The organism is Mediterraneibacter agrestimuris (assembly GCF_943193195.1).
Classification (GTDB): Bacteria; Bacillota; Clostridia; order Lachnospirales; family Lachnospiraceae; genus Schaedlerella; species Schaedlerella agrestimuris.
On the sequence record NZ_CALPDG010000057.1, the window covers coordinates 1 to 17,102 of the forward strand.

Annotated in this window: 19 protein-coding genes and 1 pseudogene; 2 read left to right on the forward strand and 18 right to left on the reverse strand. The window is 39.9% G+C overall.

The window, feature by feature from the left end:
- Window positions 1-224: 224 nt before the first annotated feature.
- The 12 genes from NFS18_RS17175 to guaA all read right to left on the reverse strand — a co-directional run bounded on the left by NFS18_RS17175 (window position 225) and on the right by guaA (window position 8,487).
- Window positions 225-506, reverse strand: coding sequence for a hypothetical protein (locus tag NFS18_RS17175; protein ID WP_007887522.1), 282 nt, complete (start codon window positions 504-506; stop codon window positions 225-227).
- A gap of 129 nt (window positions 507-635) precedes the next feature.
- Window positions 636-1,193 (reverse strand): hypothetical protein, encoded by a 558-nt coding sequence (locus tag NFS18_RS17180; protein ID WP_251392510.1) that lies wholly within the window; start codon window positions 1,191-1,193, stop codon window positions 636-638.
- 45 nt (window positions 1,194-1,238) lie between these two features.
- A complete protein-coding gene (locus NFS18_RS17185; RefSeq protein ID WP_251392512.1) occupies window positions 1,239-1,544 on the reverse strand; it encodes a hypothetical protein in 306 nt (101 codons plus the stop codon).
- Window positions 1,545-1,649: 105 nt separating this feature from the next.
- Complete coding sequence (locus tag NFS18_RS17190; protein ID WP_251392514.1) at window positions 1,650-2,744, reverse strand: DUF6017 domain-containing protein; 1,095 nt, start codon at window positions 2,742-2,744, stop codon at window positions 1,650-1,652.
- Window positions 2,745-2,768: 24 nt separating this feature from the next.
- Window positions 2,769-3,635, reverse strand: a complete 867-nt coding sequence (locus tag NFS18_RS17195) for a ParB/RepB/Spo0J family partition protein (protein WP_117915802.1) — start codon at window positions 3,633-3,635, stop codon at window positions 2,769-2,771.
- Window positions 3,625-4,431 carry a ParA family protein gene (locus NFS18_RS17200; protein WP_251392516.1) on the reverse strand — a complete coding sequence of 269 codons (807 nt, stop codon included), beginning with the start codon at window positions 4,429-4,431 and terminating at the stop codon, window positions 3,625-3,627. The genes NFS18_RS17195 and NFS18_RS17200 overlap by 11 nt, the downstream gene beginning before the upstream one ends.
- On the reverse strand, window positions 4,403-4,795 hold the full coding sequence (locus NFS18_RS17205; protein WP_251392521.1) for a plasmid mobilization protein: 393 nt from the start codon (window positions 4,793-4,795) through the stop codon (window positions 4,403-4,405). The genes NFS18_RS17200 and NFS18_RS17205 overlap by 29 nt, the downstream gene beginning before the upstream one ends.
- Window positions 4,796-4,798: 3 nt before the next feature.
- A complete protein-coding gene (locus tag NFS18_RS17210) occupies window positions 4,799-5,878 on the reverse strand; it encodes a site-specific integrase (RefSeq protein ID WP_024854000.1) in 1,080 nt (359 codons plus the stop codon).
- Between the two features lie 2 nt (window positions 5,879-5,880).
- Window positions 5,881-6,078 (reverse strand): MerR family transcriptional regulator, encoded by a 198-nt coding sequence (locus NFS18_RS17215; RefSeq protein ID WP_055054342.1) that lies wholly within the window; start codon window positions 6,076-6,078, stop codon window positions 5,881-5,883.
- Window positions 6,075-6,293: a hypothetical protein gene (locus NFS18_RS17220; RefSeq protein WP_008393122.1), complete on the reverse strand. Its 219-nt coding sequence runs from the start codon at window positions 6,291-6,293 to the stop codon at window positions 6,075-6,077. Before NFS18_RS17220 ends, NFS18_RS17215 begins: the two co-directional genes overlap by 4 nt.
- A complete protein-coding gene (locus NFS18_RS17225; RefSeq protein ID WP_008705329.1) occupies window positions 6,286-6,513 on the reverse strand; it encodes a hypothetical protein in 228 nt (75 codons plus the stop codon). Before NFS18_RS17225 ends, NFS18_RS17220 begins: the two co-directional genes overlap by 8 nt.
- Before the next feature lie 426 nt (window positions 6,514-6,939).
- Window positions 6,940-8,487, reverse strand: a complete 1,548-nt coding sequence (gene guaA, locus NFS18_RS17230; RefSeq protein WP_251392523.1) for a glutamine-hydrolyzing GMP synthase — start codon at window positions 8,485-8,487, stop codon at window positions 6,940-6,942.
- 170 nt (window positions 8,488-8,657) lie between these two features.
- Here guaA and NFS18_RS17235 point away from each other — a divergent pair.
- Window positions 8,658-8,888 (forward strand): annotated as a pseudogene (locus tag NFS18_RS17235) (ISNCY family transposase); the annotation flags it as partial.
- Between the two features lie 419 nt (window positions 8,889-9,307).
- Here NFS18_RS17235 and NFS18_RS17240 read toward each other — a convergent pair.
- The 5 genes from NFS18_RS17240 to arcC form a co-directional block, all read right to left on the reverse strand.
- Window positions 9,308-10,663 carry an MATE family efflux transporter gene (locus tag NFS18_RS17240; protein ID WP_251392524.1) on the reverse strand — a complete coding sequence of 452 codons (1,356 nt, stop codon included), beginning with the start codon at window positions 10,661-10,663 and terminating at the stop codon, window positions 9,308-9,310.
- Between the two features lie 212 nt (window positions 10,664-10,875).
- Complete coding sequence (gene spoIIID / locus NFS18_RS17245) at window positions 10,876-11,130, reverse strand: sporulation transcriptional regulator SpoIIID (protein ID WP_251392525.1); 255 nt, start codon at window positions 11,128-11,130, stop codon at window positions 10,876-10,878.
- 179 nt (window positions 11,131-11,309) lie between these two features.
- Complete coding sequence (locus tag NFS18_RS17250) at window positions 11,310-11,702, reverse strand: hypothetical protein (RefSeq protein WP_251392526.1); 393 nt, start codon at window positions 11,700-11,702, stop codon at window positions 11,310-11,312.
- Between the two features lie 263 nt (window positions 11,703-11,965).
- Window positions 11,966-13,318 (reverse strand): Na+/H+ antiporter NhaC family protein, encoded by a 1,353-nt coding sequence (locus NFS18_RS17255; protein WP_251392530.1) that lies wholly within the window; start codon window positions 13,316-13,318, stop codon window positions 11,966-11,968.
- Window positions 13,319-13,564: 246 nt separating this feature from the next.
- Window positions 13,565-14,470 (reverse strand): carbamate kinase, encoded by a 906-nt coding sequence (gene arcC / locus NFS18_RS17260; RefSeq protein ID WP_251392531.1) that lies wholly within the window; start codon window positions 14,468-14,470, stop codon window positions 13,565-13,567.
- A 1,157-nt stretch (window positions 14,471-15,627) separates the two neighbouring features.
- Between arcC and NFS18_RS17265 the strand changes: the two genes are divergently transcribed.
- Window positions 15,628-15,957, forward strand: a complete 330-nt coding sequence (locus NFS18_RS17265; protein WP_251392533.1) for a helix-turn-helix domain-containing protein — start codon at window positions 15,628-15,630, stop codon at window positions 15,955-15,957.
- Between the two features lie 131 nt (window positions 15,958-16,088).
- Here NFS18_RS17265 and rbsK read toward each other — a convergent pair whose 3' ends face one another.
- On the reverse strand, window positions 16,089-17,012 hold the full coding sequence (gene rbsK, locus NFS18_RS17270; RefSeq protein WP_251392534.1) for a ribokinase: 924 nt from the start codon (window positions 17,010-17,012) through the stop codon (window positions 16,089-16,091).
- Between the last annotated feature and the right edge of the window lie 90 nt (window positions 17,013-17,102).

Sequence of the window (17,102 nt, forward strand, 5' to 3'; positions counted from 1 at the left end):
GAGGAATTGATGGATCCTCAAAATCATGTAAAACGTGTTGTATTAAATGAAGACAATGTTTTTGCTTACCTTGAAAGCCTTGGTTACGATAGTTCTAAGTTAGTGAAACGCAACGATAACTAACCTATATTCAGTTATTGAATACTTCTAAAAACAGGGGATTACGACCCCTTATTTAAGTGCGTCCCAAATTTACTCTATTTTTCACTCTTGTACTCCATTTATTATCTGTTTTTAATAGTGTCGCATAATGTTATTGCTAAACAAGCAACTATTACAAGAAAACTCATCTGATGTTTAATAACAACGCAAAATAGGCTAATTGCCAATAACATACCGATAAAAGCAATCATACTATACTTGTATATCCTAGGATGTTTTTGGGATAATGCATTCGATATTTTTACAATTACTGCTATCATAGGAATAATTAATACCCCCATAACACCAAATAAAATTCCAGTTGCAACAACACTCATTTTGTTTTTCTTTAATTCCTTCAACATAAAAAGAACCTCCTTTGTTTTTGATACTTTGATATTAAAATAGAATTCTTTTTATGTCACGCAACGCTTGTGAAAACAGGCGCAACGGTAACGATTTTCATTCTGGTCATCGAAAGCAAAATTCCGATTTCACGATATCATTTCTAATACTAATTTTACCGTATTTTTCAGATTCAGTCCATCTTTTAATCCCAACCGATAGAAAAACTCTTCTGTATCTGCTCCACTGCTGAAAATTGCATTACAGTATTCCGTAATCACTTCTTCCTGTTCTGGGGATAACGTTTCCAGTAATTTCTGGTATTTCTTATCAATCTCACTTACTGGCTCTTTATCCTGCTTTAACTTCCATTCTGAATATGCTTTCCCCATATGCTCTGTAATTGTCAGATTCACAAATTCCTGCACTTCCTCTGGTGTGGTACTCGTAGATTCCTGTTTATCTTTCTTTTTATCATTTGATTTTTCAAGTGTCGTGTCATCAATATAACGAATGATTTCTCGAATATTTGACTTCATCGACTGCAGATATCCTTTCATCAGCACAGCTACTTTTCTAGCATCCGATTTTTCGGTTTCTTTTTCCAGCATATAAAACTCTTCCAGTTCTTTCAGAATATCCATCCCTGCTTTCATCTGAAATTCCACCTCAAGCAAATCATCCATCACTTTATATAGTTCTTCCATTGTTTATTTCTGCCTTTCCATATAGCGCCACTATATTCTCCACAATCATCCAAAAATAAAGTCCTGTAATCCACATTTCACAACTTCAATCACTGCAACTATCCCCATACCGATATGTGGGAGTAGAACAAACACTACTGTCGTAAGAATCGCTGATTTCATTGTCCAGTCCGTGCTGATTCCAAACCCAATACTCAAGACTTCTGTCACAACAGAGATTCCAGCTATCAGATAGCAGAATCCATCAGATAATCCAACCAGGAACACCAGCACAATATTCACCGCTGCAAGTACCAGCCAAACAGGAGCTGCAATAATTCGAAATGGCAGTTTTATCATAAATCTCAACATAATTCTTCCTCCTACTTTGTGCCCAGTGGGCACAAGGTTATTTTACCATATCTACCGGATATGACTATCTCTTTTTAAACTTCGTGCCCAGTGGGCACAAAGTTCTTACCCGGCAGGAATATCTTTGCCCCAGTACATGTCATGTCGAACTTCAGCATCATAAAACTGATTGATCGTTGCAGGAGCGTTATATAATACCGTCAGCATATACTGCCGGATATTCTTCACTTTGCTTGTACTCCTGTCAAGACTGAAAAACACATACTGGATGTGTTCATACCCGACTTTGAGCAAACGGCTCTTGACCACTTGTGTAGGCACAGCTTCCCCATTGATCTGTTGATATGTCTTTGTCGAACATATTGCATCCAGCATCAGCTCTACCAGCTCTTCTACTCGTCCAGTTCCATAGCTCTGACAAAGGATCTCATATTCGATATTGTCATGAATTAACTGTCGATACTCATTTCTCTCCTGTATCCTATCTTTCCCTTTCTCTTGTTCAGATAGATATTGATAAGATTCATTCTTACTAAATTCAGTATAATTATATTCAGTATTATTACAGTTTGTTTTTGAAACTTCTTGAAGTTTGTTTTCTAAACTTCTTGAAGTTTGTTTTTCAAACTCCTTGAAGTTTGTTTTTGAAACTTCTTGAAGTTTATTTTTCAAACTTCCTGAAGTTTGTTTTTCAAACTTCTGTGTATTTACGGGCTTTTCCGGCTCTTTTTCCGCATATTCTTCTATTTCTGTCTCTGTATTTTCTTTTCTCTCTGCTACATTTTCTGGTGTTTCTTCCGAATCAAAGCACGCAGGTTCGTCTGGATATTCTGTCAGACTAAAATTTTTCACGTAAATAACATTTGTTTTTCCGAGTCCGATCCGTCTCTTCTCAATCAATCCAATCCCTTTTTCCTGATCCAGCTCTTTAAGACAATTCACAGCCTTATTCCTGCCACAGTTAAGCATTTCCATAATCTCTTCCACCGAAAAGAAAATATATGCCCTGTCCTCTTCGTCAAACCACCGGTTCTTGATGGACAGTGACATCCGGTCTAACATCAGTCCGTACAGCACCTTTGCTTCACAGGAGAGATTTTTAAAATATTCACTTGTAAACAGCAGTTTGGGAATACGATAAAAACTGTACATATCGCATTCCATTCCTTGAAAATAATGGAATGTTGCTCTTATACTCATGACACATCCCTCCCTTCGTACCTATCAATGATTCTGATTGCTCCATTCCTCCAAAAGCTGACATATAACAGTCCGTATCTTCTGTTCATCATATTCTGGTGGAAAATACTTCTTAATTTCATCCTGTTTTAATGTTACCGTTGTTTTCTTTTTACGCTCTCCTATAATCAGGAGCCGCACAATCTCTTTTGTCAGCGTTTTTTCTTCTCGATGTTGCCTTATTTTTTTTGCCTGTTCCAGGCTTGGATATTTTCCGGTACTCTCATGCACTTTTTCCACCATCTCCTGTTCTGGAACCGTAAGGTAGGAAAGCTCTACACCTACCTGCAATCCGATCACATCACGATCTACTGCGTTTAATAGGTCATTCATCAGATAAGTAAGCCGTATATAGCGATACACCTGCCTTGCACTGTCATTTGCGTTCTTTCCAATGTCTTTCGCACTGATACCGCCTGATGTTCCCTGATGATTCATTGCTTCCATCTTCATACGGTAAGCAAATGCCTTTTCACTTGGGAGTATATTAGGTCTCTGCAGATTGCTGTCTACCATCGCACGGACAGCTGTATCTTGATCCATATTTCTGATAATAACCGGAACCTCTTTAAGACCAGCAAGTTGTGCCGCATGTCTCCTTCTGTGACCGGCGATGATTTCATATTCACCATCACCCAGCGGTCGTACCAGTAATGCTGTAAGAATTCCCTCTTCTTTCACACTTTCCACCAGTTCCGCCATTGCCTCATCATCATTTACTTGAAATGGATGGTTCTCGAAAGAATGTAAATGCTCAAGTGAAACCTGCTGGATGTCGTTCGTTTCTTCTCCTCCACCAAGTAATTCATCATAAGATGTCAGTTTTATCTTCGATGCACTTCTACCTTTCATCCAAAAGCACCTCCTGTGTCATCTGCCAATATGCAGCCGCTACTTTTCCTTTTGGATCATGCTCAAATATGCTGATTCCTTCCGCACTGATCTCAGCTGCTCGTACTGAAAATGGAATGCTCTGTGGAAAAATCTTGATCTGGTTTCCATATGTATCAAAAATCAGATCAGATATATCTCTTGCATAGTTCGTTCTATTATCCACCATTGTGATCAATATACCGCCAATTTTCAGTTGTTTGTTTAGCTGTCTTCGCACCTTTCCTATCGTCCGTATCAGCTGTTCCAGACCCTTTACAGGAAGATAAGCCGCCTGCACAGGTATGATCACTGCATCGACACTGGCAAGTGCATTGATCGTCAGCATTCCAAGTGATGGCATACAGTCAATCAATATATAGTCGTATTCTTCTCTCATTCCTTCTATATATTGTTTTAAGACAAGTTCCCTACTCATAATATTTACAAGTGAAACTTCCATTCCAGAGAGTTCGATGTTTGCCGGAATCAAATCAATTCCTTCCTGGTGATGTAAAATTCCCAGTGTCTTTTCAAATGGTTCATCTTCTACAATCTTTGTCAGAATAGTAGCCAGTGTGATTGGTAATTCATCTGGGTTATGATACCCAAGACTTGCTGTCATACTTCCCTGCGGATCATTGTCAATCACAAGCACTTTCTTCCCTGCTTTTGCAAGTCCGACTGACAGATTCACGCAACTTGTTGTCTTGCCAACCCCGCCTTTTTGTGAACACAATGCCAGCACTTTACAATCCTTCATTACTTTCTCTTCCATCCTTTTTATCCTCCCATAAATAACTTGAACCTTTCAGCATCCATAATGCTGCTTCCAAAAATGCAAGATACCGTTCTGTCATACTATCAAGAGCCGGTTCTGAAATAACTGGTTTTTCAGACTTCAAATCTTTTGCCACATCCTCCAAAACCAAACTCATTTCCTTCATTTCTGACCGGATAATCTCAATTGTTTCTTTCTTTCCAACAACACATACATGATTGTAAATGCATGATCGGACGATATAATCCTGTTTTTTCATTCCGCTCACTTTCACTCGTTCTTCAATCGTTGCTTTTTCATAAGAATTCACCCGAAAAGAAATGGTCGTTGTATTATGTTTTCCATGTCTGTCACCAGCCATCGCTTATTCCTCCTCTTCCTCATGTTTCTTATCCAGCAAACCTGCCAATTTACTCTGCGTAGACGGATACAGATGCGAATATGTATTCAACGTTGTTTCCACCTTTTCATGTCCAAGGCGTTCTGCAATCTCCAATGGAGCCACCCCCATATCAACCAGCATACTGGCATGGGAATGGCGAAGATCATGAAGTCGTATCCGCTTTACACCAGACCGCTCAATTCCGGTAGCCATACAATGTTCCATATGCGATTTGGTAAACCGAAAAAGTCTTTCCTTTTTCATAATTCCATACAAATGACTGCAATACTCCCGGAATTCCTCTGCAAGAAAGTCCGGCATTGTAATCACACGGATACTCTTTGGAGTTTTCGGCTGCGTGATCATATCCTTTCCTTTCAATCTCTGATAAGATTTATTGATTGATATGGTCTTCTCTTCAAGATTGATGTCATTATAAGTAAGGGCAAGCAATTCACCGATACGCATTCCGGTCCAGTACAGCAGAAGAAATGCCATTCTTGTTTCTGGCTTATCACTTACTGTCTCCAGAAACGCATTGAACTCTTCCTGCATCCAGAAATCCTTCGGTTCTCCTTTGCTCTTGCCGATCGCTCCTGCCTTCCTGCAGGGATTATCTTGCAGGTTATAATACCGCATGGCATAATTGAAAATTGCAGTCAGCTGGCAGTTCACTGTTTTCAGATAAGTAGGAGAATATCCTTTTCCATTCTTATCCTTATACGTCAGCAACTCATTCTGCCATGCACGGACGTCTGCCACCGTAATTTCACTGAGAATCTTCTTTTCAAAATAAGGCTTGATTTTCAGGTCAATAATATATCGCTTCGTGTACATAGTGTTTTCTCTGAGACGGACATCCATATCTTTGTAATAAATCTCCAGAAAATTTCCAAATTCAATATCCACACCCTGACTCTGCTGTTGTAGGAAATCTCTTTCCCATTCCTTAGCTTCACCCTTGGTTCGGAATCCTCTTTTCTGTTTTCTTTTCCGGTTTCCCTGCCAGTCTTTGTAATAGACCTGTACTTTCCAGTTTTTTCCTTCTTTGTAAACCCCCATTACTAATCCTCGACTTTCATGCCATAAATCTTTTCTGCCAGGAATTTCGTAGAGATTTTTCCAGCTACTACAATATATCCTTTTGCCTTCAATTCTTTGTTGTATTCTCGCATCAGACTATATGCATAAGTTTTTGAAACTCCAAGAATTGCACACACATCATCCACATCCATATACATTTTTTCCTGCACCATACTCATACCGCTTTATCCTCCTTCAAATACTGCTCAACATGTTCCAGACCATAGATCTTGTCCTCTACATAACGGGTTGGTACCCGACCGAGAATCACATAATAGTTCTTGCTTGCCAGATCGGCATTCATTCTTTCCACCACCCGGTAAGCAAACGAAACTGATAATCCAAAGAGTTCTGCAATGTCTTCCACTGATAAATACATTTTTCTCTTACGCATGAAACCATTCCTTTCCCTCTTCCTGTGGGATCTCACAAGTATCTTCCACTCCGTAGAAACGCTTCACAAAATACTTTGTCGGAACTTTTCCTCTAAGCGTCAGATATCCCTGTTCTTCCAGTTCCTTGTTCAGATTTCCGATGATCTCATAAGCCGATGTCTGTTTTACTTCCAGAAGTTCACATATATCGGCTGCCTTTAAAAATAATTTGTTCTGCATAATCAGTACCTCCTGTGTTTTGAATATTTATCTCTTCACATACTCTGTACTGGCAGATACAAAATCGGACATCATTTTCCGAAATTTATCTAATTTTCTCGTTTTTTAATTCTCCATCAGTGTGATTACTGTGTCATGGAGTTTAAGCTCATCGAAAATAAAGAACCTTTCTGTGGTATCTGTTTTCTAAATGCAGGCAACAAAAAAACAGTCTGCCTTGACGAAAATCACTTCAATCAAAACAAACTGTTCTTCATATTTACTCTAATTTTATTTTATGAGAATAACTGATTTCACGAAATTTGCAGGTGAATCTGGAATATAAACAAGAGAAAAAAATAATTTTTAAACTCCATTTGCACTCCATTTGGTCTTTTCGACACCCCGCAAAGCCTTTATTTATGGGCTTTTTCGCGATTTTTCAAGCTACTCGAACTCTATCGTCCCCGGTGGCTTACTCGTCAAATCAAAAAATACACGATTAACCCCTTTCACCTCATTGATAATCCGGCTCATCACCTTCTGCAATGTCTCAAATGGTATTTCCGCCGCCTCAGCAGTCATAAAATCCACAGTGTTGACCGCTCGCAGTGCAACTGCATAGTCATAGGTTCTTTCATCTCCCATGACGCCGACACTCCTCATATTCGTGAGACCTGCAAAGTACTGACCGATGCTGCGATCCATTCCGATATTGGCAATTTCTTCCCTGTAAATCGCATCAGCATCTTGAATAATACGAACCTTATCTTCCGTTACTTCGCCAACAATTCTGACACCAAGTCCGGGACCCGGGAATGGCTGACGAAATACAAGGTATTCTGGAATTCCCATCTCTAATCCCGCCTTACGGACTTCGTCTTTGAACAAATCACGAAGCGGCTCGATAATTTCTTTAAAATCAACGTAATCCGGCAATCCTCCAACATTGTGGTGGGACTTGATGACTGCGGATTCTCCGCCCAGTCCACTTTCTACGACATCCGGGTAAATGGTTCCCTGGACAAGGAAATCTACTGCTCCGATTTTTTTTGCCTCTTCTTCAAATACACGAATGAATTCTTCTCCGATTATTTTACGTTTTGCTTCTGGTTCGGTTACACCTGCCAGCTTATCATAAAATCTCTGTTGGGCATTAACACGGATAAAATTCAGATCATAATTGCCTTCCGGTCCGAAAACAGCTTCTACTTCATCTCCTTCATTTTTACGAAGCAAGCCGTGATCTACAAATACACAAGTCAGCTGGGAACCGATTGCTTTGGAAAGCATAACTGCTGCCACAGACGAATCTACTCCTCCTGATAAAGCGCAAAGTACTTTACCATCGCCAACTTTTTCACGGATTGCCTTAATTGTCTCATCAACAAATGTATCCATTTTCCAGTCTCCTGTACATTTGCAGACATTTTTCACAAAATTGTTAATCATCTTTGTGCCTTCTACAGTGTGCAGAACCTCTGGATGGAACTGAATTGCATATAGACCTTTCTCCGCATTTTCTGCTGCAGCTACCGGACAATCTGCAGTATGTGCGCTGATTTCAAACCTCGGCGCTTCTTGTGCTATATAATCAAAATGGCTCATCCAACAAGTTGTCGATGCAGATACATTTTCAAATATCTTAGACTCTGTCTTATCTATGAGCACTTCGGTCTTGCCATATTCCCGAACCGGAGCTGCTTTTACTTCCCCGCCAAGCACATAAGACATCAACTGCGCCCCATAACACAATCCAAGTACCGGAATACCAAGTTCAAACAGTTCTTTTGTATAAGTCGGCGCCCCCGGCTCATAACAACTATTGGGGCCACCCGTCAGGATAATTCCCTTCGGATTCATTTCTTTGATTTTTTCTATATCGATTTTATAGGAGTAAATCTCGCAATATACATTACACTCCCTGACACGGCGTGCAACTAACTGATTGTACTGTCCGCCGAAATCAATTACGATAATTAATTCTTTTTTCAAATATTTATCCTCCTCGTAATGAATTATTACTAAGTTAGGCGTTTGCGAAACGCCACAAGCCGCATAAATACGGCATTTTTTGTTTCTAAAAATCAAATAACTCCTCAACTGGATATGGTACAATAAAGTTGTCCTAAAACTATAAACCGCCATCCAAGAAAGGAGTTATTCTGATACCATATAAACAGCTTTCTTTAGCAGATATTTTTGAAGATTGCCAAAATAATTTTAATAGTAGCAAACCTGCGTTTCTTTCTCCATTGGAAATCCATATCGACATAGATGAAATTATTCCAATTTCTTTCAGAAATCATTTTTATGCATCAACGGGCAGAACCCGTAAATACCCTTTGCAAGCTTTCCTGTTGGCTTTGATCATTCAACGTATTTTCTCGATTCCACAAAAGCAGATATATGACCATCTTTGATTCTTCTGGAATTGAAGCATTCATTACATCACACAACTTATTACTGTTATCCTTGCAGATAAGATCAAACACCATGAATACATTCGTAGCTTGAAACCTCTCATTGCATAGGACTTACCAACTCCATAAAGCCTATGGCTTATTAAAGTGCGCCTAAAATATCCGGTTATCCACATTTCATTCCAGAATTCGTGCAAAGCACAAATTCTTCCTTGTTTTGCTTCAAGATTATGAATGAGCTTAGCGAGTTTCGCAATTACTTAAATTATTACCAGTATACAGAATAACTTTCCTGCTTTGCAACCGTCTTATCATTTATTTTCCGCTAAATCTATTTTGATTTTCTAATTTTTGTTGTTTTTATCTTCAGACTTTTTTTAACAATTTTATTATCAGATCACTTTCTTTAGCATCCATCTGCCGCTCTTATATCGCCAACTCATCAATATCATGCGTACAACCCAATCCAGAACCATAGCTACCCAAACGCCAAATACACCCATTCCCATGTATTTTCCGAAAATATAGCTGAACACAATCCGGCACACCCACATAGAGCCCATGGAAATGTACATTGTCATCTGCGCATCGCCTGATGCCCGCAAGGTTGCCGGAATGCTGAACGACAACGGCCAGATGATAACACAGCTGATTGTGTGGAAATATACAATTTGCCGGGTAACTTCTGCCGTTACATCCGACAGATTATAAGCTCTTAAGATAACCGGAAGCAGCAAAATAATCAAAGCATTCATCATCCACATACCAACATAAGTAATACGTATCAGCTTCCACGTATAATATTTCGCCTGATCATATGCACCTGCCCCTACACATCTTGCAATAACTGTGGTTGTTGCCAATGTAAGTGCCATTCCTGGAAGAACCTCAAACATGGCAATCATATTACAGACTGCATTTGCCGCAATTGCATAAGTTCCAAAGCTGGATACCAGACTTAAAATTATAATCTTTCCTAATTGGAACATACTGTTTTCCAAGCCATTTGGTACACCAATCCGGAGGATCCTCTTAATCATACGCCAGTCAGGATGGAATCGAATTGTTTTATCAATGTGTACAGTCATCGTTTGGTTTGAAAGCAAGATCAAAATAATAACTGCTGCCACTACACGAGACACCAGTGTTGGAATCGCAACACCTTCCGTGCCACAATGGAACCCATAAATAAGTATCGCATTTCCAACAACATTTATAAAGTTCATTAAAAGCGATACTTTCATAGAAATTTTAGAATTACCCATTGCCCTGAAAATTGCAGCCCCTGCATTATAAAGTGCAATAAACGGAACCGATGCTGTTACAATCATCAGATAAATATTCGCGTGACTCATGACATCTGCATCAATTTCGCCAAACACAACATTCAGAATAAATCCTTTTCCTACATAGATAATCGTCATCAAGCCAATTGCGATCATCGTACCAAACCAGACAATCTGCGTGGAAGCAAGGCATGCCTCTTCTTCATGCCTCTGCCCAAGATATTGCCCTACAATAACAGCGCCTCCGGTTGCTAATGCGGCAAATACATTGATAAACAATATCATTATATTATCCACAAGCGATACACCGGACACAGCCGCCTCACCCACACTGGCAATCATGATCGAATCCGCCATACCGACCAAAACCGCAAGGAACTGCTCTACCACCAGTGGAATAATCAATGTAACCAGAGCTTTATTATCAAACAAATAGCCGCCCCGGTCCGTCTTACTTCTCATAACCCCATCTCCAATTCCATTTTGATACTTTATGTCCGCGTACATTATACAACGTAATAAATCTGGTAACAAGTCCCAAAAATTATTTCCATTGTTACAGTTCATTAAAAAGTCGCCTGACGGCGAGGGGCTGGATACTGTTACTGGAGCATCCACAAGGTGTAAACAGTAACAAATAAGCTGTGGACATCCTTGCCACAGCTTATTCCTCCTCAGGTATGTTGTTGTAAATACTTCTCTCTGGTAGCAAGTCCGCCCCGGATATGGCGCTCAGACTTATTTGTATCCAGTACTCTCCTGGCTGCCAGCGCTAGAGAAGGGTTGATTTGAATGAGCCGTTCCGTTACATCTTTATGTACCGTACTCTTACTAATCCCAAACTGCTTCGCAGTCTGCCGCACGGTTGCATTATTTTCTATAATATAGCTTGCGATTTCCACGGCTCTCTCCTCGATATACTCTTTCAAAAAGCTCCCCCTGCAAACATCATTTTTACAATCTATGCAGCAGAGCCTTTAAGTATGTATCTGTATCCTTATCCTCTTTTATGAGATACAAATCAATTCCTGATCATACTCTGATTCATCATGTATCATAACGCTTTATCGTATGCGGATCTTTAAATTTTCTGCAGCCGCATCAAGAATCATGTCAATCCAGCTTCATACTCCTCTACAATTCTCCGTGCATATGCAAAATCTTCAACAATTTTATCATAATCCTCTCTACTCTTTACTGGTCGGTAAATGCCTTTCAAGCAGACTCCTGTCTGAAAACCTCCCAGATGGATCGTAAAGTCCATAGCACACGGAATTGGCGCATGTTCAAAACTCTGATTCTGATATACAAGATACTGATTTAAATATCCACCCAAAAGTTCCAGATGCCGTTCCAAATTATCTCCCGGTATATGATAATCTATCTGCGATATACCATTTTCTGACTGAAGGCATGGAAACGTATAATTAATATACCATCCTTCCTTTGTAATAATCACACTTCCTTCATGCGGCAGTTTTGCTTCATATAATTTGTCCATGATCCTCTACCTCCGCTACCATTTATATCATATAAAACCAACGTACACAATACCTACTTGCTTACATTATAATGCCGCAGTAACAATTACTCAGCCTTCCGGCTTCATAGTCACAGAATCTGCCCTATTTTAAGTTGCCAAGCATACGACAAAAACGTCCGGTGGACGTTTTTTAGTTCACCTGCGATGAAAGGGCGGATTCTATTTTTCCGTTGCGCATTCTTACGGAGTTTGCACCACTTGCAATCTCCTATGCTGAACTGTTACATACCGCATACCCAAAAGCCTGCGCATGCCGCTGTTGCCGCTATCAGGGCATATGGAATCTGTGCCATTGCATGTTCAAGGTTACTGATCCGGGAAGCAGTTGCCGCCAGCACCGTTGCATCCGAATAGAAACAGGCATGGCTGCCGAACGTACTTCCTGATAAAATAGCCGCCATTGTCAAAACCAGATTTGCATTTACCGCAGCCGCAAGCGGTATGATAATCGGTACAACAATTGTAGATACGCCCCACGTAGAACTTGTTGCAAAAGTCAGAAGTGACACGATTATGAAAATAATAACGGGAAATGTTGACGCGCTCAGATAAGGTTCTACTGTCGCAATCATATACTGGGGAAGTCCCATAACATTACAGCATTTTGCCACAGTAAATGCTCCGATTAAAATTGCAAGCGTCGGTACCATTTCACAAAATCCTGCAATCAGGTAATTACTCCATTCATTAAACGTCATAATCTTTCTCGGCACATACATAAGCATACAGGTGGACAAGGTCACGATCACAGCCGTCAGCATATCTCCCAGAAGTATCGTTACAGCAATAAGTATAATAACCGGAATCAGAAAATCCCATACATTTCCCACTGTATCCTCACCCTCATCATTTACATTCAGTCTGCTGCTGTCCTTACTGTAGGTACACCCGGTCTCTGTTGTCCGTGCATATGCACTCTTCATGCTGCCCAGCCTTGGCATGATGCCAAAGCAGAATAGAAGTACCATAACAACTGTAGCTATTGCGTAAAAGATATATGGAATAATGTGCATGTAAAGTTCCACCCCTGTTTTATAACCTAACAACTGTACCGCCTCTTCTTTCGTAAATAGTGTAATATAAAATGCTGTCCATGTTGAAAACGGAAGCAATACACAGACTGGTGTTCCCGTTGAATTCAGCACATATGCCAATGCTTCTCTCGGTACCTTTCGTTTGTCGCAGATTCCTCTCATGCATGTTCCTACTGTCAGCATGTTCAGATAATCATCTACAAAAATAACTGCACCCATAATAAATGTTCCCAGAAGTGCTGTTTTTTCACTTTTACACAATTTTTCACCCAGATTTGAAAACCCATTTGTTCCTTTTGACTCTCTCAACATTGCAATCAGACTTCCAAACAATCCGCACACCAGAATCACCCAGACATTGTCATAATCCGATGCTGCTGTCAACACCATTTTAACCCATTCCGGTATGAATCCTGCTCCATACATTATGATACATGCTGTTATAGAGCCCACAATCAACGATTCAAAAGATTTTTTTGTTATTACAGCCATAACAATAATTACAATTACCGGCATCAATGTCAAAGCCCCATACTCCATCTTATCACCTCCCGCCGGTTCTGCCGCAGAACCAGAAAATACAGATAATCAATTAGCCGTTTTGTTGTAACAGTGCAGCCTTCTTTCTGTGCAATTTTAGTAACAGTTCAGCGTAGGACTTTGCACTTGCTGTAAAGTCCGTAAGAAAGCGTAATGGAAAAAAGAATCCGCCCTTTCACCGCAGGTGAACTTAAAATAGGGCGGATTCAGTAACAGTGCAGCTGGAAGGCTGAACTGTTACCAATTTTATGCAAATGTAATTTCTGTTCCTGTCTTTCCTTCCAAAGCATCAATTGCCTTGTCAAGGCTTGTGATAATCGCCTTTTTATTCGGATATGTACGGACGAATTTCATGGCCGCTTCTACCTTCGGGAGCATACTTCCTGGTGCAAACTGACCTTCTTCAATATATTGTACAGCGTCCTGAAGACTCATTTTATCAATGTTCTGCTGATTCGATTTTCCCCAGTTGACTGCAACCTTTTCAACTTCTGTCAGAATCATCAGTGTATCTGCTTCTACCTGTTCCGCCAAAAGTTCAACTGCAAAGTCTTTGTCTATCACTGCTGCCACACCTTCCAGTGTACCATCCATATTTTCAACAACCGGAATTCCGCCTCCGCCGCAGGATATTACAATTGAAGAATCCCACAGATCCCGGATTGCTTCAATCTCTATAATCTTTCTCGGGATTGGGGAAGCCACCACTCTTCTCCATCCTCTTCCTGCATCCTCTTTCATGTTATAGCCTTTCTCAGTTTCCAACAGCTTTGCCTCTTCTTCTGTATAGAAAGGTCCGATAGGTTTCGTCGGATTCTGAAAAGCCCGGTCATCCTTATCTACTGCAATCTGAGTAGCAACCGTAAGTACCGGTATGTTCATATTCCGTTTACTAAGAGCATACTTCAGCGCCTGCTGAATATGATAACCGATATATCCTTGTGACATTGCCCCACATACATCAAACGGCATAGCCGGAGTCACATCTTTGGCGGTCTCAGATGCAAGCAAAATTCTTCCTACCTGAGGACCATTTCCATGCACGATTGCAATCTCATGTCCATTAGTGCTGATATCTGCAATGTATTCGCAGGTTTTCTTTACAACTTCAAGCTGTCCGGCTGCAGTAGGCTCGCTATTTTTTGACTGCAATGCATTTCCGCCCAACGCATTCTTGTGGATGACTGCTGGAAGATCATTCCCAGTGTTTTGTTTTTCAAAAGCGGCGGATAATATCCTGCTTCAACATACTAAATTTCTTTTTCTTCTCGTTCATAGCTTTTATATAAAGCCCCTTTCTTTTTCTCTCTCATTTTGTTGTTTTGTCGTTTCTTAAATCTTGTAAGTTTCTATCTCTTTTACACCAGCCTTTCCGATTTGAATTTTTGAAACGCTCTGTTCGATGAACCCAACTTACCATCAAAATCACCAGTTTAACATCCATCTTCCAGTTTATTTTTATGCATTTTTTATTGACATGCCACATAAACTCATATAAACTTTTGTGCAATATGCACAAAAATCACAAATTTTTAGCTTTACAAACAATGCAACATCTGCTATATTCTTATCAGAAAAAAGAAGTACAAATTCAATTAAGGGAGACAAAGTATGGACCTCGTAATTTTTATTTACAATGCATTTCTGCTAATTTTATACAGTATTCCGCTCACATTAATGTGTGTATGTTACAGCCAGACCAGAAAAACACTGCACCTTTACATCGGGATTCTATTTCTCTTCTACATATTGGATAACCTTGTAATCTATATGACTGAGTTTTTGAATACGTTTTCCGAATTTTATGACAATCTCTTTATGACAGTTCCTACTTTCAAAACCATAATCTTCACAGCAACACTGTCATGTGTGTTACTGATTAATTTTAAGGTGCTTAATCTAAGCACAAAGCAGATGCTTCCTTTTATTTACAGTCTGATACTGATTATACTTCTGATGCTTTTTGTCCCAATAGCTCCAAACAGTGCTTTGAAAGTCTGGATCTACTATTTTCCATGTCAGCTGTTTACTTTTGCACTGAGCATGTATGGATTAGCTGTAATAAATACCCTGACTTATATTCTGATACCATCACCGGTTCTTTCAGAAAAGTCTTGTTATATACTGCTGTTTTTTCTGTTTTAATTGTCATTGAGGATACGGTTGTAATTTTTAATTTTGACGTATATTCAGATATCATGGTAAAAATAAATAATCGGAGCCTAAGCGAAGATATTCTAAGTATCTATCACTGCATTGCGGCTATCCGAATCTTTTTCCCTCTTCTGCAGATTGAGGGCAAAGAAAAAATGGAAGTTTTGGACGTACCTTCCGCCCAGATTGAAAATACAGACTTTATTGCAGAACCTGAAGAAAAAAAGATACCAGCAGATAATACATATTCCAAATTTTATTTATTCTGTAAATTATATCAGCTCACAGCCCGTGAACAGGATATCTTGAAATTGCTGCTGCAGGATAAAAATAATGAACAAATCAGTGATGAACTATTTATTTCCCTGGGAACAACAAAGTCTCACATACACAATATCTTTGTTAAATTAGAAATAAATAAACGCAGACAATTAATTGAGAAATACGAAAACTTCCATGAAGACGAGTCTTCTCTGGATATATAACAACCGCCGCGCATCCGCACAGCAGGTTCTATACAACCCATAAAATTAATGAAGCCGGGCAAAAGCCCGGCTTATCATTTTTAAATCCACCTGCTGTGAAAGGGCAGATTTTATTTTTCCATCACACGTTTTTACGGACTTTGCAGCAAGTGCAACGCCCTACGCTGAACTGCTACAATTTCCTCTACTTCTTCCCGGCATGGCATTCCCTTTTGCGCTCCGCATTTCTTCACAGAAAGCCCCGCCGCCACATTTGCAAATCCGAGGGCTTGAATTTCATCCATTCCATCTGCAATTCCAACACAAAACGCTCCGTTCAGAGTATCGCCGGCTCCGGTTGTATCGACCACTTCTACTTGCATTGCCGGAATGGTTGTAATCTGCTCTCCGTCAGCGCTCACACTGACTCCCTTTTCACCCTGCGTCACGATCAGTTTTTCCCTGTACTGCTTCTGTAAATCTGCAATCTCTTCCGGTTTCTTCTCCCAGATAATACCCACCTCATGTTCATTGGGTGTTATGTAAGTCACCATATCTATGATCTCCGGTTCTGCTTTTCGTGCAGGAGCAGGATTCCACACAATGATTTTGTTTTCTTCATGGCACATACGGATTGTATACCAAACAGTCTCCTCCGGTATTTCATTCTGCAATACAACAATATCGGCCTCTAAAATTTCTTTCCTGTGCTTTTCCACATATGAAATATCCACACGATCATTTGCTCCTGCAATAATAATGATGGAATTATCTGATTCCCCTATCATAATAACTGCCTGCCCTGTGGGCACATTTTCAAGTATTTCAATATATGAAGTGTTTACACCGCATTCCATCAGATTATCAATCAATTGCCGTCCCGCCGCATCATTTCCAACACAGCCGAACATCGTCACATCTCCGCCGAGCTTTGCGATTGCCGCTGCCTGATTTGCTCCTTTTCCGCCCGGCTGATATTCTATCGATTTTCCATGAATTGTCTCGCCCTTCAGCGGAATCCTGTCAGCATGAAGTATCATATCCATATTCATACTTCCGACAATAGCTATTTTCATTTTCAATCTTCACACTCCTCGTATAATAAGTTTGTAAGCAAGAAAAACAGCTTACAGACTTATTCTTTTTTGATTAGACAGAAGGATGAT